Origin of the sequence: uncultured Pedobacter sp. (assembly GCF_913776295.1) — a bacterium.
Lineage (GTDB): Bacteria > Bacteroidota > Bacteroidia > Sphingobacteriales > Sphingobacteriaceae > Pedobacter.
In genome coordinates, this window is the sequence record NZ_CAJYOJ010000037.1 from 25,151 (window position 1) to 44,573 (window position 19,423).

24 protein-coding genes and 1 pseudogene are annotated in these 19,423 nt (G+C 39.3%); 19 read left to right on the forward strand and 6 right to left on the reverse strand.

The features are described from left to right. The first annotated feature begins 99 nt into the window (after positions 1 to 99). The 4 genes from efp (QZ738_RS06555) (at position 100) to QZ738_RS06570 (ending at position 2,173) form a co-directional block, all read left to right on the forward strand. The gene (efp, locus tag QZ738_RS06555) at positions 100 to 660 is read left to right on the forward strand and encodes an elongation factor P (protein WP_293785853.1); all 561 of its coding nucleotides are present in this window, start codon (positions 100 to 102) and stop codon (positions 658 to 660) included. A gap of 105 nt (positions 661 to 765) precedes the next feature. Further along, complete coding sequence (gene efp / locus QZ738_RS06560) at positions 766 to 1,326, forward strand: elongation factor P (protein WP_090983422.1); 561 nt, start codon at positions 766 to 768, stop codon at positions 1,324 to 1,326. 117 nt (positions 1,327 to 1,443) lie between these two features. Next, entirely contained in the window at positions 1,444 to 2,004 is a 561-nt protein-coding gene (locus tag QZ738_RS06565; protein WP_293785855.1) for a 5-formyltetrahydrofolate cyclo-ligase, read from the forward strand. Positions 2,005 to 2,014: 10 nt separating this feature from the next. Continuing rightward, positions 2,015 to 2,173 (forward strand): hypothetical protein, encoded by a 159-nt coding sequence (locus QZ738_RS06570; RefSeq protein ID WP_167354761.1) that lies wholly within the window; start codon positions 2,015 to 2,017, stop codon positions 2,171 to 2,173. Between the two features lie 284 nt (positions 2,174 to 2,457). On the opposite strand, the gene QZ738_RS06575 is transcribed toward QZ738_RS06570, so the two are convergent. From QZ738_RS06575 to QZ738_RS06585, 3 genes are all read right to left on the reverse strand, one after another. After that, positions 2,458 to 3,417, reverse strand: a complete 960-nt coding sequence (locus QZ738_RS06575; protein ID WP_293785857.1) for an arginase family protein — start codon at positions 3,415 to 3,417, stop codon at positions 2,458 to 2,460. After that, positions 3,410 to 4,645 carry an imidazolonepropionase gene (hutI, locus tag QZ738_RS06580; protein ID WP_293785859.1) on the reverse strand — a complete coding sequence of 412 codons (1,236 nt, stop codon included), beginning with the start codon at positions 4,643 to 4,645 and terminating at the stop codon, positions 3,410 to 3,412. Before hutI ends, QZ738_RS06575 begins: the two co-directional genes overlap by 8 nt. 61 nt (positions 4,646 to 4,706) lie before the next feature. Further along, positions 4,707 to 5,474 (reverse strand): exodeoxyribonuclease III, encoded by a 768-nt coding sequence (locus QZ738_RS06585; RefSeq protein ID WP_293785861.1) that lies wholly within the window; start codon positions 5,472 to 5,474, stop codon positions 4,707 to 4,709. A gap of 91 nt (positions 5,475 to 5,565) precedes the next feature. On the opposite strand from QZ738_RS06585, the gene QZ738_RS06590 reads away from it, so the two are divergent. Beyond that, positions 5,566 to 5,793, forward strand: coding sequence for a hypothetical protein (locus QZ738_RS06590; protein WP_293785863.1), 228 nt, complete (start codon positions 5,566 to 5,568; stop codon positions 5,791 to 5,793). Next, positions 5,790 to 6,077, forward strand: coding sequence for a type II toxin-antitoxin system RelE/ParE family toxin (locus QZ738_RS06595; RefSeq protein ID WP_293785865.1), 288 nt, complete (start codon positions 5,790 to 5,792; stop codon positions 6,075 to 6,077). Before QZ738_RS06590 ends, QZ738_RS06595 begins: the two co-directional genes overlap by 4 nt. Here the strand turns inward: QZ738_RS06595 and QZ738_RS06600 are convergent. Next, positions 6,070 to 6,792 carry a peptidylprolyl isomerase gene (locus tag QZ738_RS06600; protein ID WP_293785867.1) on the reverse strand — a complete coding sequence of 241 codons (723 nt, stop codon included), beginning with the start codon at positions 6,790 to 6,792 and terminating at the stop codon, positions 6,070 to 6,072. The two genes, QZ738_RS06595 and QZ738_RS06600, sit on opposite strands and share 8 nt — an antisense overlap. A gap of 94 nt (positions 6,793 to 6,886) precedes the next feature. Here QZ738_RS06600 and QZ738_RS06605 point away from each other — a divergent pair, with 94 nt between their 5' ends. The 8 genes from QZ738_RS06605 to QZ738_RS06640 all read left to right on the forward strand — a co-directional run bounded on the left by QZ738_RS06605 (position 6,887) and on the right by QZ738_RS06640 (position 12,582). Next, a complete protein-coding gene (locus tag QZ738_RS06605) occupies positions 6,887 to 7,288 on the forward strand; it encodes a hypothetical protein (RefSeq protein WP_293785869.1) in 402 nt (133 codons plus the stop codon). 86 nt (positions 7,289 to 7,374) lie between these two features. After that, positions 7,375 to 7,911 (forward strand): heavy-metal-associated domain-containing protein, encoded by a 537-nt coding sequence (locus QZ738_RS06610; protein ID WP_293785871.1) that lies wholly within the window; start codon positions 7,375 to 7,377, stop codon positions 7,909 to 7,911. Between the two features lies 1 nt (position 7,912). Continuing rightward, entirely contained in the window at positions 7,913 to 8,725 is an 813-nt protein-coding gene (locus QZ738_RS06615; protein ID WP_293785873.1) for a hypothetical protein, read from the forward strand. Between the two features lie 83 nt (positions 8,726 to 8,808). Continuing rightward, positions 8,809 to 9,312, forward strand: a complete 504-nt coding sequence (locus QZ738_RS06620; RefSeq protein ID WP_293785875.1) for a DUF3347 domain-containing protein — start codon at positions 8,809 to 8,811, stop codon at positions 9,310 to 9,312. Continuing rightward, a complete protein-coding gene (locus tag QZ738_RS06625; protein ID WP_293785877.1) occupies positions 9,312 to 9,872 on the forward strand; it encodes an AraC family transcriptional regulator in 561 nt (186 codons plus the stop codon). The genes QZ738_RS06620 and QZ738_RS06625 overlap by 1 nt, the downstream gene beginning before the upstream one ends. Positions 9,873 to 10,128: 256 nt before the next feature. Continuing rightward, complete coding sequence (locus tag QZ738_RS06630; RefSeq protein WP_293785879.1) at positions 10,129 to 10,701, forward strand: YceI family protein; 573 nt, start codon at positions 10,129 to 10,131, stop codon at positions 10,699 to 10,701. Positions 10,702 to 10,818: 117 nt separating this feature from the next. Further along, entirely contained in the window at positions 10,819 to 11,643 is an 825-nt protein-coding gene (gene ygiD, locus QZ738_RS06635; RefSeq protein WP_293785881.1) for a 4,5-DOPA dioxygenase extradiol, read from the forward strand. A 219-nt stretch (positions 11,644 to 11,862) separates the two neighbouring features. Beyond that, on the forward strand, positions 11,863 to 12,582 hold the full coding sequence (locus tag QZ738_RS06640; RefSeq protein WP_293785883.1) for a heavy-metal-associated domain-containing protein: 720 nt from the start codon (positions 11,863 to 11,865) through the stop codon (positions 12,580 to 12,582). 1 nt (position 12,583) lies between these two features. Here QZ738_RS06640 and QZ738_RS06645 read toward each other — a convergent pair whose 3' ends face one another. Beyond that, the gene (locus QZ738_RS06645) at positions 12,584 to 13,060 is read right to left on the reverse strand and encodes a DUF6265 family protein (RefSeq protein WP_293785884.1); all 477 of its coding nucleotides are present in this window, start codon (positions 13,058 to 13,060) and stop codon (positions 12,584 to 12,586) included. After that, positions 13,057 to 13,581: a YfiT family bacillithiol transferase gene (locus QZ738_RS06650; protein ID WP_293785887.1), complete on the reverse strand. Its 525-nt coding sequence runs from the start codon at positions 13,579 to 13,581 to the stop codon at positions 13,057 to 13,059. Before QZ738_RS06650 ends, QZ738_RS06645 begins: the two co-directional genes overlap by 4 nt. 335 nt (positions 13,582 to 13,916) lie before the next feature. Between QZ738_RS06650 and QZ738_RS06655 the strand changes: the two genes are divergently transcribed. The 5 genes and pseudogenes from QZ738_RS06655 (at position 13,917) to QZ738_RS06675 (ending at position 19,195) form a co-directional block, all read left to right on the forward strand. Further along, positions 13,917 to 15,092, forward strand: coding sequence for a hypothetical protein (locus QZ738_RS06655; protein WP_293785885.1), 1,176 nt, complete (start codon positions 13,917 to 13,919; stop codon positions 15,090 to 15,092). 600 nt (positions 15,093 to 15,692) lie between these two features. Next, a pseudogene (locus tag QZ738_RS06660) lies at positions 15,693 to 17,630 on the forward strand (prolyl oligopeptidase family serine peptidase). 361 nt (positions 17,631 to 17,991) lie between these two features. Continuing rightward, a complete protein-coding gene (locus tag QZ738_RS06665; RefSeq protein WP_039479644.1) occupies positions 17,992 to 18,624 on the forward strand; it encodes a peroxiredoxin in 633 nt (210 codons plus the stop codon). Between the two features lie 14 nt (positions 18,625 to 18,638). Next, on the forward strand, positions 18,639 to 18,947 hold the full coding sequence (locus QZ738_RS06670; RefSeq protein ID WP_293785886.1) for a co-chaperone YbbN: 309 nt from the start codon (positions 18,639 to 18,641) through the stop codon (positions 18,945 to 18,947). Then, entirely contained in the window at positions 18,947 to 19,195 is a 249-nt protein-coding gene (locus QZ738_RS06675; protein ID WP_010599336.1) for a hypothetical protein, read from the forward strand. The genes QZ738_RS06670 and QZ738_RS06675 overlap by 1 nt, the downstream gene beginning before the upstream one ends. Positions 19,196 to 19,423: the final 228 nt, after the last annotated feature.

Sequence of the window (19,423 nt, forward strand, 5' to 3'; positions counted from 1 at the left end):
GGGCAACTCTGATTAATGAAGGTTTTACTTTTCAAATCTGTATGCATTTTTTAACTTTGATTCTTAATCCAAAACAAAAACAATATTCACGATCATAAAATGGCAAAGGCATCAGAAGTAAAAACCGGAAATGTGCTTCGTTTTAACGGAGAGTTAGTTAGTGTAGAAGAGTACATACACCGTACGCCAGGAAATTTAAGGGCTTTTTATCAGGCCCGTATGCGTAACGTAAAAACCGGCAAAATTGTAGAATACCGTTTCCGGACAGATGAAGAAGTGACCATTTCCCGGGTAGAAACCAATGACTACCAATATCTTTACGAAGACGGCGATTATTTAGTAGTAATGGATAATGAAACATTTGAACAGCATAACATCCCAAAATTCCTTTTTGGCGACTCAATCAAATTTTTGAAGGAAAGCATGACTTTAACCGTGGCTTTCGAAAGCGATGAGCCGATTGTTGCGCACCTACCGAACAGTGTTGAGCTTGAGGTAACCTATTCTGAACCTGCAGTAAAAGGAGATACAGCAACAAATGCGCTAAAACTGGCAATTGTAGAAACCGGTGCCGAAGTGAGGGTGCCATTATTTGTGAACCAAGGTGACAGGATCAGGATTGATACACGCTATGGTGAATACATGGAAAGGGTAAGATAACGTCCATAAGCCTTATGCCTTAAACCTTTGTCGTTTTTTATCAAAATAGTTTTACCTTTGCCGTCACGAAAAACTGAAATATAAATCCATTTAGGATAACATAATATGGCAAAAGCATCAGAAATTAAAACAGGTAACATTCTTCGTGTAAACAATGAGCTGGTTACTGTTGACGAATGGAATCACCGTACGCCAGGAAAAGGCGGCGCATTTTATACCGGCAAATTCCGTAACATTAAAACAGGCAGAATTGTTGAAGCCCGCATGAATACCGATGAGGCAGTAGAAATCTGCCGTGTAGAAACCAACGATTATCAATACTTATACGAAGAGGGCGATTCATTAATCGTAATGGACAATAATACCTACGAACAATTTAATGTCGAAAAATCCCTATTTGGTTCGGCAATTAAATTCTTAAAAGAAGGCATGAGCATTATTGTATCAATGGAAAGCGACGAAGCCATCATGGCCCAGTTACCTAACTTCGCCGAATTCGAAATTACCTACTCAGAGCCGGCAGTAAAAGGCGATACTTCTACAAACGCTTTAAAAGCGGCGACATTGGAAAATGGTGTTGAAGTTAAAGTTCCGATGTTTGTGAACCAGGGTGATAAAATAAAAATTGATACCCGTACAGGCGAGTACGTTGAGCGTGTTAAATAATTTTAATCAGCACATATAGAGGCCTCTGAAGTTAATGCTTTAGAGGCTTTTTAGTTTATTAAGACCCCGGAGGTTTTAAAAACCTCCGGGGTATGCAAAATATTTCATCTTTTCTTTATGTTGAAAAACCACATCAGAAAACAAGGATTAAAGGATCGCTTATCATTAACTGACGCTACATACGGTGAATTAAACGAAGCACTCCTCAAACAGTTTAAGACGCTAGACTTTAATGGAATTAAAACGATCCATATTTTCTTGCCCATCAAAGAGAAAAAGGAACCAGATACCTTTCTGCTGATCGAATGGCTCAACCAAACCCTGCCGAATATTAAAATCGTTGTGCCTAAGGCAGATTTTGAAACGGCATTGATGACGCATCACGAATATATTGGCGAAGAAGACCTGAAAAAAAACCTTTACCATATTCTGGAACCGCAAAAAGGAAACCTGCATAAAGGTGAAATAGACCTCGTGATCATTCCCCTTTTGGCATTTGATAAACAAGGTTATCGGGTAGGTTATGGCAAAGGTTTCTATGATCGTTTTCTAAACGGTTTAAATGCTCAGAAAATAGGTTTATCTTTGTACCCTGCAGTTGAAAAAATCGATGACGTACATGAACAAGACATTAAACTCGACTTTTGCATTACACCTACAGAAATTATAAAGTTTTAAGCTTACCAGCATGCCACAGGAAATCGTGATTAAAACCGAAAAACAGTACGAAGACAATATGATTGCCGTATTTGAACTTCAGGAAAAAGAAGATTTAACGGCTGAGGACCTGAAACAGATCGAATTGATGTTAAAGGCTGGGGAAAAATACGAAGCTGAACATTTGTAAGGTTCATTAGTTCAATTACCGTTGGTGTGTTGGTCTGAGTGTTTCATAAAAAACCCTATACCCTTACCCGATCCTTCGTCATGTCGACTGAAACGCAGTGGAATGCCCGCCTGTGCGGACAGGCCTGCCCGTACAGGCGGGGAGAGATCTAAATTAAAAGTATGCTTGAGATAGATTTAGCTTCGCTGAGCACTTCGTGGTTCTCGACTGCGTTGCACTTCGCTCGAAATGACGGCTCTGGCGGACAACTCAACACAGGAATACTCCGTGTCTTCCGGCTAAATCTAAGAAGTATGTGATTTCACAAAATCACTTACCAGATAAGTAATCAGCTTCGCCGTTAACTTATTTACCCTTCCATCCAGCATCCGCGTAGCCCCTTCACATATATGTAAATAAGAAAATTTGCTGGCGTTGCTCAAGATGAGTTTTCTAATATCGTTAACCGCAAACCCGGATGGTGTTTCTGCACTCGAAAGTACATGCGCTATACAGTCAAGATCAATTTCCAAACCCGCAACCTCTCCTATTTCACTTATTAAATCGACAAAATCGGTTCCGGTGAGAATATCGTCAAAAAATACCGCCTTTAGCTTAGGGTTATACTCAATCTGGTTTAAAATCGCTTCGTTATTATAATTTTGATGGAGGCCATAAATAAAATAATGATCAAGGTAATTTTCATGTAAAGCATAAGAGAACCCATTTCCGCTATGTCTGCCTTCCAATCCCCTTAGATCAGCATGCGCATCAATGTTTAGCACATCAACCGGGATTTTATTTGCTAACGAAGCCCCTTTGATGATTGGATAAGCATTGTTATGCCCGCCACCAATGATAATCGGGATTTTGCCCGCAGCAATGATTTTCTCAATAATTGGATAAACCAACGCATCAATTGCGGCTACCTTGTCCCGTAAACCTTTTAAGGTAGGTTCGCCAGGCTCGTCAATCTCAAAGTGGCCCAAAACCAAAATCTCCTCGCCATCCAAAAAACAGTTACTCTGGATATTCAAAAAGGCAGTTAAAGCCGGGCGCCATACCGATGCTGCTCCAGCCATACCTGCATTTGCACGTACGCCAATATCTTCGGGGATGCCCAGCAACACAAACTTTGCGCTCGTGTTTGGCAACTCTTCCCATGATGACCAAATAGCCACTTTCTCGCCCAGCTTAGTTTCACCCTCACGGCTGATCACTAAACGATCGATATCGTGTTGAGCATAGATTTTGAAGTTATCCATTATAAAATTCGCCATTTAAAATCACCTGATCCACCTGGCTTTCGCCAAAACTATAGGGCAGATACGCAATTGATGGCATCGGTTTAGTGATCAATAAATTTGCCTTTTTTCCAACCGCGATACTTCCATAATCCCTGCTCAATTCCATTGCTGCAGCACCATTTAATGTTGCAGCATTAATGGCCTGCTCCGGAAACATTTTCATTTTAATGCAAGCTAATGAAACTACAAAGTTCATATTTCCAGAGGGTGTTGAGCCCGGGTTATAATCCGTAGCCAGGGCCACAGGTAACTCAGCCTGAATAAACCCCCTGGCATCGGCAAACGGAATTCCCAGATAAAACGAACAAGATGGCAGCAATGTTACAATGGTATCGGTATTTCTTAATGTTTCGATGGTTTCTTCGTTACTTTCTTCTAAATGATCGACCGAAATGGCCCCGTTTCTAACGGCAACCTCTATTGCTCCCGAAACGGAAAGCTGATTGGCATGGATTTTAGGCTTCAAACCATATTTTGCTCCAGCTTTTAATATCTGATCAGTTTCTGCAACAGAGAAAAAACCTTTTTCACAAAACACATCAATATAATCGGCCAGTTTTTCTGACGCGATCTGGGGCAGCATTTCATTAATAATCAAATCGATGTAGCCTTGATGGTTATCTTTAAACGCCGCCGGATAAGCATGCGCGGCCAAAAAAGTAGCTTTAATCGGGATCGGAAACTGATCCTTTAGCCTGTGGATTACGCGAAGCATCTTGATTTCACTGTCAGCCGTTAATCCATAGCCACTTTTAATCTCCACCGCTCCTGTCCCCTGCAAAATCATCTGTTTTAACCTCAGTGCAGCAAATTGAAACAATTCATCTTCTGATGCTTTTTGTAGCTTGTTTGCTGAATTTAAAATCCCACCTCCTGCCGCAGCAATTTCCTCATAACTTTTACCCTGTATTTTCATGGCAAATTCTTCCTCACGCGAAGCCGCAAATACAATATGCGTATGGCTATCGCACCAGGAGGGAAAAACATAACGGCCTTCCGCACTATAATACGGATGTGCGGTGGAAGATGGAAGATTTCCCATCTCGCCAAAATCTTTAATCAGCCCATCTTCTATTAAAAGCCAGGCATTTTCAAGAATGGGTAAATCATTTAGCTCGTTACCACGCAGCACTAACTTATCTTTAGGATGAAGCCCTACAAGGCCTTTTATATCTGTAATCAGCATTTATTGGCAGGTTAATTGTTGAAACTGGTTAATTGAAAATTAAGATCAGTTAACCCAAAAACTATTCAATTTCCAATAACACCGGACAATGATCAGAATGCATGGCATCCGGTAAAATCCTAACGTTTTTCAAGCGGCTTTCCATTGGTCTGGTAGCCAGATGATAATCGATCCGCCAACCCAGGTTCTTCCCTCTTGATCCTGCACGATAGCTCCACCAGGTATAGTGATGGGGATCTTTATTAAAATGTCGGAAAGTATCAATGAAACCATTATCCAAAAATACCTGCATCCACTCCCGCTCTTCTGGCAAGAAGCCAGATGAATTGGCATTGGATTTAGGGTTGTGGATATCAATAGCGGTATGGCAGATGTTATAATCACCGCTCACAATCAAATTGGGAATCTCTTTACGTAGTTCTCCGATGTAGCCATCAAAAAACCGCATAAATTCATACTTCTTTACCTGTCGGTCGTCTCCACTTGACCCTGAGGGCATATAAAGGCTCATTAAAGAAAAGCTATCAAAGTCAGCTCTTAAAATGCGTCCTTCTTTATCGATCCATTCCTCACCGCAGCCAAATTCTACATGATTGGGTTTAATTCTAGATAAAATGGCTACACCGCTATATCCTTTTTTCTCTGCCGGATACCAATAATGGTGGTAACCCAGCTGCTCAATCAATGCAATAATTTCAGGGATCTGCGACGTCAGCGCCTTTACTTCCTGCAAGCAGACCATATCCGCATCTGTAGCTTGTAACCAGCCAAAAAAGTTTTTGGTACTTGCTGCCCTGATCCCATTCACGTTATAGGAAATAATCTTCATTCAGTAAAATTTCAATTGTTGTGGGCGGTAAATTTAGAAATTAATTGAATAAATGCTTAGTAAATGAGATTTGCTTTCGTTAAATTTGTTTATGAGCATCGAAGAGTTAAAAATAGAGATCGCAAAAAAGGTATTCGAAACAGATGATGAGAACCTTTTATCAGAATTGGACATGCTTTTAAACTACAATGAAAAGGTTGAGCTGGACCAATTACCGAAACATGTTCAGGAGGGAATAAAAAGAGGGTTGAAGCAGGCTAAAGAAGGAAAATTAACACCTCATAACGAGGTAATGAAACGGTATGCGAAATATTTATGAGTTTAAATATATTTTGGACTGATGAAGCAAAAGAAACTTTTGATGCAATTTTTTTCTATATTCTGGATAAATTCAGTGAGCAATCGGCAAAAAAGTTTTTAAAACAAGCAAATAAAATCCTTCAAATAATAAAAGTACAACCTGAAATTTTTGAGGCGTCAATTTTCGATCAATGCAGGAAAGGAAGGATTACGAATCATACGTCCGTGTTCTATGAAATTCAAAATGATCAGATTCTGCTTTTATTCTTTTTCGATAACAGACAAGATCCTGTAATTACATAACCATTTTATCTTTCAACGTTCCCTGAAGCAACTGTTTCTCCAGTTTTCTCGCTTCCCTTTTTTTCAAAACGCTTACTTCCATTTTTACGTCTTGCTTTGGCCGGTCGTTTTTATTGGTTGGCAAAGCGGCAATTTTATCCACCATATCCAAACCCGTCACAATTTCGCCGTAAACAGTATAATTCCGATCTAAATGTGGTGTTCCCCCTATCGTTTTATATACTTGCCGCTGCCATTCCGGAATTTTGAATTTCAGCCTCTTTTCTTCTAAATTATCCAATTGCTGATCGGTAAAAACCTTTCCCTGTACCAGATAAAACTGACTGCCGCTTGATGCCTTGGTGGGATTAACATCATCACCTTCCCTGGCCGCACCCAAAACACCTTTTTTGTGAAATAAGCTATCATTAAATTCTGCCGGAATGGTGTATTTCGGCCCGCCCTCACCCAAAAGCGAATCTGGTTTTGCATTTTTAGAATCCGGATCGCCACCCTGAATCATAAAATTATTGATCACCCTGTGAAATAAAACACCATTGTAGTATCCCGATTTAATTAGTTTCAGAAAGTTATCACGATGCAACGGGGTTTGATTGTACAGTTTGATAATGCATTCCCCAAATTCAGTTTTAATTTTAACGTATTGATTTTTAGGCTTCGCAGCAAAGGCCGAAAGTATAGAAAAGGTGCAAAGGAATAATAATATTTTCTTCATTTAACGGATGTTTAAGGCTAAATTAAAGTAAAAAATGAAATTCAGTAAATAATTACTGGCATTATTCGATTTTTTTTCCTTTACCTTTGTATTAATGAAGTTAAAACAAAAAATAGCACTTTCTTTGGCTGTATTCTATGCAGTTAGTGTTATGGGTTTGGCTTTGAGTCTCCATTTCTGTGGAGGCCAGCTTGAAAATGTTAAACTGTTCAGTAATGAGGTTTCCTGTAAATTCTGTAAGGATATTCCTGCCGAAAAGAAAGATGATCATTGTTGCAAAAACACCCAGGTAACGGTTAAGGTTAAAGATAGTCACCAGGCAGAGGCTCAATTAAAAATGCCAAAGCTCTTTTCTATCCAGCTTTTTCTTCACCCACCGGTTCTAACATTTTTACAAGATATTACCCCGAAATTTTTCAGTAAAATTTCAAATAAAGCGCCACCGCTTTCCTCTCGGGTTTCCCTGCATATTTTCAATTGCATTTTTAGGAATTAGGATTTTGAACAGTAGTTCGTCAATGCATTGTGTTGCATTTTGACGGGCTCAATTCGACATTTTCTTAAATTCTAATTCAAAAAATCATGAAAGCAGTAAAAATATTCAGCATCATCATGCTATTCTTTGCCGTTAATGTTTCGGCGCAAAAAATATCTTCAGCAGATTTACAGGTAACCGGTTTAACCTGCTCTATGTGTTCAAATGCGACACAAAAATCTTTAGAAACCTTAAACTTTATCAGTAGTGTAAAACCTGATTTAAACAAAAACATCTTCGTGCTTACCTTTAAGAAAGATGCAAACATCAATCTTGATTTGGTACGCAAAAAAGTTCAGGATGCCGGTTTTTCAGTTGGTGGCTTAATAGCGAACTTCAATTTTAATGATGTAAAGGTAGATGATAAGGGCCAGGCTATTGTTGATGGCAATGTTTACCGTTTTGTAAACGCAAAGGGCAAAACACTTAACGGAACTGTAAGAGCCAGCATTGTAGATAAAAATTTCATTTCAGGTAACGCATTTAAGAAACAGGCGGCAACCACTAACTCTGATGCTTATGCCAGCGGCATGGGTATGGTTAATGGTAAAAAAACGCGCATTTACCATTTAATCCTTTCTTAAGATGAGGCGGATATTCGTATTGGCACTGTTGATGATCGGCGCCTATACCAATGGTCTTACACAGGAGTTATATGTATTTACAGAGCCTGCCAGTAATATGCCTACCAAATCGATCGGCATCAGAATTACGAACGAAGGTATGTTCAATAACCCTGGTTTTGTGAGCAGGACCATCCCGGAAATAATGATTGGTTTTAATAAAAACCTGATGATGCACGCACAAGGCTTTGTGTCTGATATGGACGGCAGATACCGTTTGGAAGGGGGAAGTTTATACGCAAAATATCGGTTTTTATCATTAGATGAAGCACAGAGCCATTTCAGGGCGTCAGCATTTGGAAGAATTAGTAGCAGCAAAAGGCCAACTTATACCCATGATATCAACCTGGAGGGTGATAACAGTGGCATACAGGGCGGATTGATTTTAACACAGCTGCTACACAAGCTGGCGTTATCGTCAACCCTTGGTTATGCGCATGCTTTCGAAAACACCGACAGACAACTTGCGGGCATGCCGCAGCCGAGGAATATGTTCTCGTATAGTTTATCATCAGGTTATTTGGTTTTACCAGTGGTTTACAAAGATTATAAGCAGCCAAACTTCAATGTATATTTAGAATTGCTGGGCAAAACCGATCCGGGCAGTGGCCAGTCTTATTTAGACATTGCCCCCGCTGTACAAATAATTTTAAACAGTACCACCCGTATCGATTTTGGCTATCGCTTTCAGGCTACCGGAAATATAGATAACCGATACACCAAAAACATGTACCTGCTCCGTGCAGAATTTAATTTCTTTAACATTTTAAAATAAAAAATAACGAAGTATCATGGGTTTCCCATATAAAATGAACACACAACCATGATCGCTTCATTACCCCTAAAAAACCATAAAAGATGAAAAAAATATTAGGATTAGTTGTTCTCATCGCGATCGGAACCACAGCATTCACTTATGCGCAAAACAACACAGATGTAGCCTTAAACCATATGTTAACGGCTTATTACGAGGTAAAAAATGCTTTAGCCACCGATAAAAAGGATGTGGCTATAGAAAAAGTAAAAATTTTATCGGCAAAGGTAGATGCAGTAAACCATAAAAATCTGCCGGCAGAGGAACATAAAATATTTATGGAACAGGCTGCAATCATCAAAAGTAAATCTGCTCAACTAGCCGGTTCTAAAGACATCAAAACACAGCGAAAAGCTTTTGAAGGAATTTCCTATGCGATGATTAAAACCTTAAAGGGTCTAAAATTTAATACACAAACCGTTTACATTCAGCATTGCCCAATGGCTAAGGCAAGTTGGGTAAATGAAAAAGAAAACATCGAAAACCCCTATTATGGAAGCATGATGTTTGATTGTGGCGACATTTCAGAGACCATAAAATCGAAGTAATGAACCTGCATATCAAAAATATGGTGTGCAACCGTTGCAAGATGGTGGTTAAGGCCGAGCTGGAAAAGCTTGGCTTTAAACCGCTATTGGTTGAGCTTGGCGAAGTTACCCTCGCCGAAAATCTAACAACTGACGATAAGATTAAAATTGCAGAGCAACTCACCCGTTTTGGTTTCGAACTGTTGGAAGATAAGAAAACCCAAACAGCAGAACAGATTAAAACTGCCCTCATTAATCTGGTACATTATACTAAAGAACCTCTAAAAATCAACCTTTCTGCCTACCTCAGTAAACATTTAAAACAGGAATATACCAGCTTAAGCAGCATTTTTTCTGAGGTAGAAAATCAAACGATTGAAAAGTATTTTATTGCCCAAAAAATAGAAAAGGCAAAAGAAATGCTTACCTATGGCGAGCTTACTTTGAGCGAAATTGCTTATCAATTGAATTACAGCAGTGTAGCTCACCTATCGGCTCAATTTAAAAAAGTTATCGGAATTACGCCTTCGGCTTATAAACTGACATCAACGGATAGTAGAAAAACACTGGATGATATTTGATGATGTAAAATGGAAGAGGTAAAATGGAGAATGGGCCTAAAGTTATGGTCAATGGTTAGATAGATCATGGTTATGGCCAATCAGCCTATCCTCTAATGGACTACGGACCCAAAAACCTATAATCATTTCGCTATTCATCAATTAACCAATTTAAACCGTTAACCGATTTTAACCCCATCTAAGCCATTTCTTACCATATGTCAATACTGATTGTTTGATTCTCAATTAAATTTGCACCCAAATAAAATCACTAGATATGAAAAAATTATTCTTATTTCTAATCGCTACCACCATTAGCGTGGCATCATTTGCGCAAACAAGCTGGAAAATAGATCCAATGCACTCCTTTGTTAACTTTTCGGTTAAACACATGGGAATTTCATTTGTTGATGGTTCATTCAAAAAATTCGATGGAACAGTTACGGCTGCTAAACCAGATTTAACGGATGCTAAAATCAGCTTTACAGTTGATGTGAATAGCATTACTACCGGTGTGGAGATGAGAGACGGCCACTTAAAAACGGATGATTTTTTTAACGCCGAAAAATTTCCGACAATGAAATTTGAAAGCACTTCTTTCAAAAAATTGAGTGGTAACAATTATGAATTAAGCGGTAAATTAACCATCCGCGACGTAACCAAAGATGTAAAATTTGCTGTGGTATACGGTGGTACCGCTAAAGATCAACAGGGCAATACCAAAGCCGGTTTTGGTGCTACCACAACCATTAACCGTTTAGATTATAATATCAAATATGATCCAACTGGTGCAGGTGTTGCAAAAGATGTTGCGATTAAATTAAACCTGGAGTTTGTTCAGGGAAAATAACACTAAAATCGTCATTCCGGGCTTGTCCCGGAATCTTTCGTTTTAGATAGCCCTTGAAACACCCTTCCGACCGGCCGGGCGGAAGTTTAAAATGACGGTTTAATATCAATTGAATCCATGTCTGCACTATCCCAATTCAGAAACTTTACTCAACGCTTGCCCCAAACGGATTTAATGCCAACGCTTTTTATTGGCCATGGCTCACCAATGAATGGCATCGAAAATAATGAGTTTAGCCAGAGTTGGATAGATCTTGCCAGTCATATTTCTGTACCTAAAGCTGTTTTGGTGGTATCAGCTCATTGGTATACGCATGGCACCTTTGTTACCGCAATGGATTTTCCTGGTACCATTCACGATTTTGGTGGTTTTCCACAGGCGCTTTTCGATGTACAATACCCTGCACCCGGCGATCCGAAACTGGCGGCAGAAATTCCAGGCTTAATTCATTCTACGCCTGTTGATCTTGACCACGACTGGGGTTTGGATCATGGCACCTGGACTGCGGTTAAACACATGTACCCGAATGCCGATATACCCGTTTTGCAATTGAGTATCGATTATACCAAATCGCCAGCGCAACATTATGAAATTGCCAAAGAAATTTATGCCCTCCGAAAAAAAGGCGTGCTGGTGATCGGCAGTGGAAATATGGTGCACAACCTGCGCATGTTAAGCTGGGAAATGATTAATGGAGGTGGTTATGATTGGGCAATAGAAATGAACGATAAGTTTAAAAACCTAATTGCGAATGGCGACCATCAGCCCTTGATCGACTACCGAAACCTTGGCAAAGATGCGATGCTGGCCATTCCTACCCCAGAACATTATTTGCCACTGATTTATACGCTCGGCATGAAAAACGAAAAAGAGGAGGTTTCTTTCTTTAACGATAAAGCTGTTGGCGGCTCGCTAACCATGACTTCGGTTTTGGTGGGGTAATAAGTTTGAATGAAGCGCGAAGCAAAAATGCGTTATCTCGACCATAACACATTGGAGCGGAGAGATCTATCTCAAGAAAGATTTCTCGACTACGTTACACTCCGCTCGAAATGACGACTTTCAGTGGAACAACATAAACTAAAATTCTATAAAACTTTGTGATTATTCTATAACGCTTTTGGCCTTAATAAGCGGTAAATTTGCATAAAGAATTTCATCATGACACATACCTATCAACTCACAGGAATGACTTGTGGCAGTTGCGAAAATAAAGTTAAAAGTAATTTGCTCGTTTTACCAGAGGTAACTGCTGTGGAAGTTTCAAAAGATACCAATTCTGCTACCATCAGCATGGATAAACATATTAGCTTGGATACCCTCCAACAGGCTTTGGGTGGCAGCGAAAGCAAATACCAGATTTCAGCAAGCCAGCATAACGAAACGCTTGAAGAAGCAAAATCTTGGACCGAAACCTACAAACCCATCCTTTTGATATTCGGATATGTAACCGCAATATCGTTGGTGGTGTCCCGGCAGGACAATGCGATCAATTTTATGGTATTTATGCGCATTTTTATGGCAGGATTCTTCCTGACTTTTTCTTTCTTTAAAATGCTCAACTTAAAAGCCTTTGCCGAAAGTTATGCGATGTATGACATCGTGGCTAAAAAATTCGGCACATGGGGTTATATCTATGCTTTTATCGAATTGGGTTTAGGCTTATCCTTTGCATTAAACCTATCGCCTGTTATCGTGAATTGGGTTACCCTGATCGTAATGACCATCAGTATCCTCGGGGTTCTGGAAAGCGTTTTAAACAAGAAAAAAATTCAGTGTGCTTGTTTAGGGGCTGTTTTTAACCTGCCTATGAGTACTGTAACCATTGTGGAAGATGCAATTATGATTGCGATGAGTGCAGCGATGCTGATTTTGATGTAAGCTATTGCCGCTTATACCTAAATTCCGATTTTCGGCTTTTCCCATTAAGCTCGCCTTCAATCCAGGCGAGCATTTCATTTTTGCCTAAGTTTTGATAAACGATTCTTTGCGGAAAATCATGTGCTACATTTTCGAAAATATAAATCTGATCCTTTATAGAAATAAGTTTAAAACATACTTCCTTACCATCATTCTGGTCGGCAACCATTGAACAATAGAAAACCTCATTCCCTATTTTTCTGATCTGTAATGTTTCAGTCAATACGCTATCTCCTTTTGGATTGACGCGATAACTCTCGCCTCTCAATGCTTTATCAGTCCCTCGTCTCCATTGCTCAACAATTTTACTTTTGGACATTTGCATTTCCCATGAGCCCAATACAAATTCAAAGGTTTTTGAAGGATCTTTCTGCGCTTTCACATGACTATAAAGACCAACAAAAAATAAAATCAAGGCGCATAAATAGATTTTTTTCATTTTGTTATGGTATTGGTAATATGTGCTAAGTGGTGTTTTCCGTGCCAGGCATACATGCCCAGCATAATGGACAAAGTAAGTTCTTTATTTTGGGCCGGATGAATGTATTTCCTTTGATAATCTTCTGCTTTCAATGTTCTTAAAAAAGCAACCCAACGCTGATGCAAACCCGTCAACAGCTCAATCGACAATGTAATATCACCATCTCTGGCCTCTTCTGTTTCTGCCCAGCGTTCCTCGTAATATGGCCTGATTACCGGAACGTCTTCTGTAATGGCCTGCTTAAAGCGAATATAGGCGTTAATATGGCTATCCGGAACATGATGAACAACCTGCCGTAAGGTCCATCCTCCCGGACGGTAAGTTTGATTCAATTCTTCATCAGTTAAATGCGCTGTAGCCTTTTTAATTTGGCCTGGTAACGCTTCTATTTCCGATATCCAGGCATCAATTTGCTTTTGATCAAAGATATCAGGCATTACAAACTGACCGATAGGATATTTAAGCTGTTCTAAGTCTATGGAACCAAAATAAGGAGAATTATCGAGTTAAACCCGCGGTCACAACGGAAATGGCATAAAATACGCGGAGTCGGAACCATATTAAATAATAAAATGGGCGTGCATGCTTCACCCAATTCCTTATTTTTCCCATAGCATGATCATTTATGCATAGGTAAAATAAAGGTGCTTTTGCTGTAAAGCAAAAACCGATTTAATCTATTGTTCCATCATTAGCTGACAGTCGCTGTTTTTTTAGCTTAAACCGGTTTATATAAATTTTAGTTAAAATACATGCATTTCATTAAATTTTCATTCATTTAAAGCATATTGCAGCGAAATTCCAATAATAAAAGATGAAAAGATTGTTTTTTGTTTTCGCATTCATAATTCCACTGGTTATACATGCCCAAACCTTAAAAACAGATGTGTTGGTTATCGGTAGTGGCGATGCCGCGTATACTGCATCTTTTCAGGCCTTTAAATCGGGTGTAAAAACCATTCTGCTTACGCAGAAAGAACAATTGGATTTAAATAAAATAGCCCCTGCCCGCAAAGTTTTTTATCAGGGCTTTTTAAAGCGTGAAACCGAAAATGCAAATAGCGTAAATACCACTACACCAAAACCAGATAAAAAAAAGCCGCTAAAAGTAACGGTTGACAGCACATTGCTGTTAAATGTGATTAATAACGTCCCTTACACAGAAATTAAACGGTCAGGAAATGGTTGGGAAGTGAAACTGAGCAAAGATAAAAGCATTAAAGCCAGAGTTGTGGTATTGGCAGATCACCCTGAGAAGTTGATAGCCGCATTAAAGATCACGTCTTTAAATCCTGCATCTTCAAGGCCTTTAAATTATACAGAAAATATTTACCGTACTACCGTAGCCAGCGTTGCTTCAGCAGGAGCCCACTTTTTATCATTGTATAGCTTGTTGATTCCTGATCAGGAAAATCTGCTTTACATCGCAGCCGATCAATTTGAAACCGGAGCGGCAGCCGGGGCAACCGCAGCTTATGCCACATTTTACGACACCAAAACCAGCTTATCAAACCTAAAAAGGATACAGGGCGAATTATTGAGCTATAAACATGCGCTCATGCCTTTTGATGATATAAAAATGGCAGATTCCAATTGGCTAGCCATCCAGAAAGTCGGTATAACGGGTATTATAAAAGCTGAAATTAAGCAAAACAAGGCTTATTTCAATCCTGAAAAAGAAGTAACCTACGATGAGATTAAGCAACCAATTAAGGATTATTATTACAAAGCACAAATCTGGTTCGACGATCATCAGCATATTCCTATTAATTTAGAAAATACCATTTCACTGGTTTGTTATGTGGGCAATAAATCAGTTGAGGCCACAAAATCCGAACTTCAGAAGAAATGGAACAAACATTATAGGTTCGCATCCACCTATGATCTTAAAAAAACTTTAACAAGGCGCGAATTTTCGGTCATTATCAACGAGTATTTGAAACCATTCGATGATGTGAACGTAGACAAAACAGGAAGAGTAATCCGATAATTTACCGGCTACAAAAACTTGTTTTATCAAGAATATGATTAATTTTTCTTTAATTCTTTTGCCTCTGCAACAGATTGATTCGATGGTGTAACATTTCCATTTCCTTCTTAATTTAACCTTGCCATTATCTAAATTGCACCAAACCTAAAATTCATGAAGAAATATTTACTTTTCCTTTTGCTTTGCACAGGCGAATATACTTTTGCGCAACAACTGGCACCTTTAACTGTCGAAAAAATCATGCGCGACCCCAAATGGATGGGTATTTCGCCAACTAATTTCCGCTGGACTGCAGATAGCAAAACCCTTTATTTTAACTGGAACCCCGAAAATAAAGCCAAGGAAGAACTGTTTAAGGTTTCAGCAATAGCTTCCAAACCTGTTAAAGCGGCAGACAAAGAAGATGAAAAACTATTGAGTTTAAACTATAGCTTCAACGCTGATCGTTCTCTTGGTTTAGTAGAAAAAAGCGGTGATATTTATTTACAGAACTTCAGAACTAAAAAGGAAACACGTTTAACCAGCACGCAGGAGCGGGAAAGCAGTCCGGTTTTTTTAACCAACGGCAACATTGTTTATCAGTTGGGTGATAATCTTTATATGCTTGATTTAAAGTCGGCTGAAACCAAACAACTTACCAATTTTGTTAAAGGAAAAAAAGCCGGAAGAGCAGAAAGCAAACCGACGACAGAACAGGATAAATGGCTAAAAGCTCAACAGTCCGACCTTTTCGATATTATTAAAAAACGAAACGCCGAAGTCAAAAACGGCTTCCGCGGTGCAAGAGGCCGCTTTGAAAATGCCTCTGCAGATACCAAACCGTTAAAAGAACTTTACACCGAAGATAAATTCTTAAATGGTGTAATTATTAGCCCCAACGGACGTTTTATCACTTATAAATTAACTACCCCGGCTCCGAATAACCACAATACCATTGTTCCGAATTATGTGACTTCTTCTGGTTATACAGAAGATATCCCCGGAAGGACAAAAGTTGGAGAAAATGAAAATGTATCGCAGGGTTTTATTTATGATACGCAACGTGATACGGTATACGCCATCCAAACTTCGACCATTGCCGGAATAAAAGATCTTCCTGATTACCTGAAAGATTATCCGAAAGAATTAGATACCTTAAAGAAGAAAAATGCCGATCGGCCTGTAAATCTTTTTGGTCCGTTTTGGAATGATAACGGAAGTATAGCAATTGTTGTGGCCACCTCTACCGACAATAAAGACCGCTGGATTTTAAAACTGGATGCTTTAACCGGTCACTTTGCATTAATAGACCGTCAGCGTGACGAAGCCTGGATTGGCGGCCCAGGTATTAGCGGCTTTTACCAGGGGAATACCGGATGGGTGGACAACAACCGTTTTTATTATCAAAGCGAAGCAACAGGTTACTCGCACCTTTATGTAGCCAATGTAAATACCGGGGATAAAAAACAGCTTACTTCTGGTAAATGGGAGGTACAGTCGGTACAATTATCAAAAGATAGAAACACCTTTTATTTTAAAGCGAATAAAGAGCATCCCGGCGTTACCAACTTTTTTAAAATTAGCGCTAATGGCGGTGAACCTGTACAAATTACCACCATGAAGGGTTTAAACGACATTACCCTTTCTCCTGATGAGCAATACCTGGCCATTAATTATTCCTTTATGGATAAACCTGGGGAATTATATCTCCAGCCCAATAAAGCAGGAGCTAAAGCTGTAAAAATTACCCAATCTACATCGGCCGAATTTAATTCTTATAAATGGCGTCAACCAGATCTGGTAAGTTTTAAAAACCGTTATGGTGCAGATGTGTATGCGAGGGTTTATAAATCAGAAAATCCACACCCCAACCATCCTGCTGTGGTTTTTGTTCATGGTGCAGGTTATCTTCAAAACGTCCACTTTGGCTGGAGTACATACTTCCGTGAGTTTATGTTCAATAATTTACTGGCTGATAATGGTTATACTGTAATCGATATCGATTATACCGGAAGTTCGGGCTATGGTCGCGATCACCGTACGGGTATTTACCGCCACATGGGTGGAAAAGATTTAACTGACCAGTCTGATGGGATTAAATTTTTGGTAGATAAATATGGTGTTAATCCAAAGCATGTAGGTTTATACGGCGGATCTTAGGGCGGTTTTATTACGCTGATGGCCATGTTTAATGAATCAGATGTTTTTACCAGTGGCGCCGCTTTACGTTCGGTTACCGATTGGGCACACTATAACCATGGCTACACTTCGAATATTTTAAATGAACCTTTTAACGACCCCATTGCCTACAAAAGAAGTTCTCCGATTTACTTCGCCGATAAATTAAAAGGTAATTTATTAATGGCACATGGCATGGTTGATGTGAATGTGCACTTTCAGGATATTGTACGCCTAACGCAACGTTTAATCGAATTGGGTAAAAATAACTGGGAGCTTGCCGTTTATCCGGTAGAAGACCATGGTTTTATCGAGCCAAGCAGCTGGACGGATGAATACAAAAGGATATTTAAATTGTATGAGAATACGTTGAAGAAATAGTTTCCACTCTGGTCGTCATTTCGAGCGAAGAGGAGCGTAGCCGAGAACCACGAAGTGCTCAGCGAAGCTAAATCTATCTCTATAGATCTCTCCCCGCCTGTACGGGCAGGCCTGTCCGCACAGGCGGGCATTCCACTGCGTTTCAGTCGAGATGACGGCCATTTATTATAAATTCCACAGATGCTTCATACTTCAGTATGACAGAAAGAGAAAAAAATAGAACTCCGCTATACTTCATATAAAAAATATAGTTTTCATCTATATCGTTATCAATAAATACAATTAACTATTAACAGATCGGGGTTGATTGACTAAGCTTTTAGCCCTACCTTTGTGCCAACAAAATTAAAGACAAAAAATTATGGCAATAGTAGGTAAAAAATTCCCAAGTGTTAGTATTGATGCAATGTCAGACATGGGTGATGACTTGAAAATCAATGTATTTGAAGAAGCTGTAAACAAAAATAGCAAAGTGTTATTATTCTGGTATCCAAAAGATTTTACTTTTGTTTGCCCTACAGAATTACACGCATTCCAAGCTGCTTTACCTGAATTCGAAAAAAGAAATACAATCGTTATCGGTGCATCCTGCGATACCAATGAAGTTCACTTCGCCTGGTTAAATACACCTAAAGATAACGGTGGTATTGAAGGTGTTACTTATCCAATCTTAGCAGATACCCACAGGCAATTGTCAGGTATCCTAGATATTTTAGATCAGGAAGTGAACTATGATGAAGAAGGAAACGAATCTTTCTCCGGATCTAACGTAACTTTCAGAGCGACTTACCTAATCGACGAAACCGGTAAAGTTTTCCACGAAAGTGTTAACGATATGCCACTAGGCAGAAACGTTAAAGAATATTTACGTTTAATTGATGCTTACGCCCACGTTCAGAAACATGGCGAGGTTTGTCCGGCAAACTGGGAAGAAGGAAAAGAAGCAATGAACGCAAACAGAACCGGGGTAGCTGAATATTTAGCTGCTAACTAATTAAACAAAACGTTATGTTTTTAGAACTAACAGAAGATAACCTTCAACAATACCTGGCCGATCACTCAAAGGTGATGGTTCAGTACGCTGCATCTTGGTGCGGAAACTGCAGAATCATGAAACCTAAGTTTAAAAAACTGGCTTCGGAAAATGAAGAGGTGGTTTTCTTGATTGTTGATGCCGAAAAACTTCCAAACTCACGCAAGTTTGCTAATGTTGATAATTTACCAACCTTTGCCGCTTTTGAAGGCGGTGCTTTGGTAGATCAGGTACAAACCAACAAAGCGGAAGGCTTAACAGAACTATTTAACAAGATCAAGTAATGAAGATTCCGGTTATAAGACAATTATTTCAAAATACCACTCCTGCACAACTGGAGACCACTTTAGAAGTTTTAGAAGCTTTCTGCGAATTTAGAGGCGTTAGCGAGCATGAAGTTGATGTGGCAGGTGAAATGATCACCAATATCTGCGGTGCATTAGAAGTACACCAGATGGTAAGTGAAGGTGCCGCCGAAAAAGATGCGCTAAATGCTTTTGGCCAAAAAGTGATGGGTTCGATTGACAGATAACCGTCTTAAGCTTTAAGCTGGCTTTTTCGAAATATAAAATTCCCTCGTTGATTTTCATCAACGAGGGAATTTTTGTTTATAAACCATCTCTTGCTACTCTGCTGGGGCTGACTAAAAAGGTACAATGCTAATCTAGTCAGCTTTTTTTTCTATGGCTATAGAATACCTCACCGAACTTATTTTGTTGGCTAACTTTTGATCGACCTTACATGAAATTGGGATTAAAAG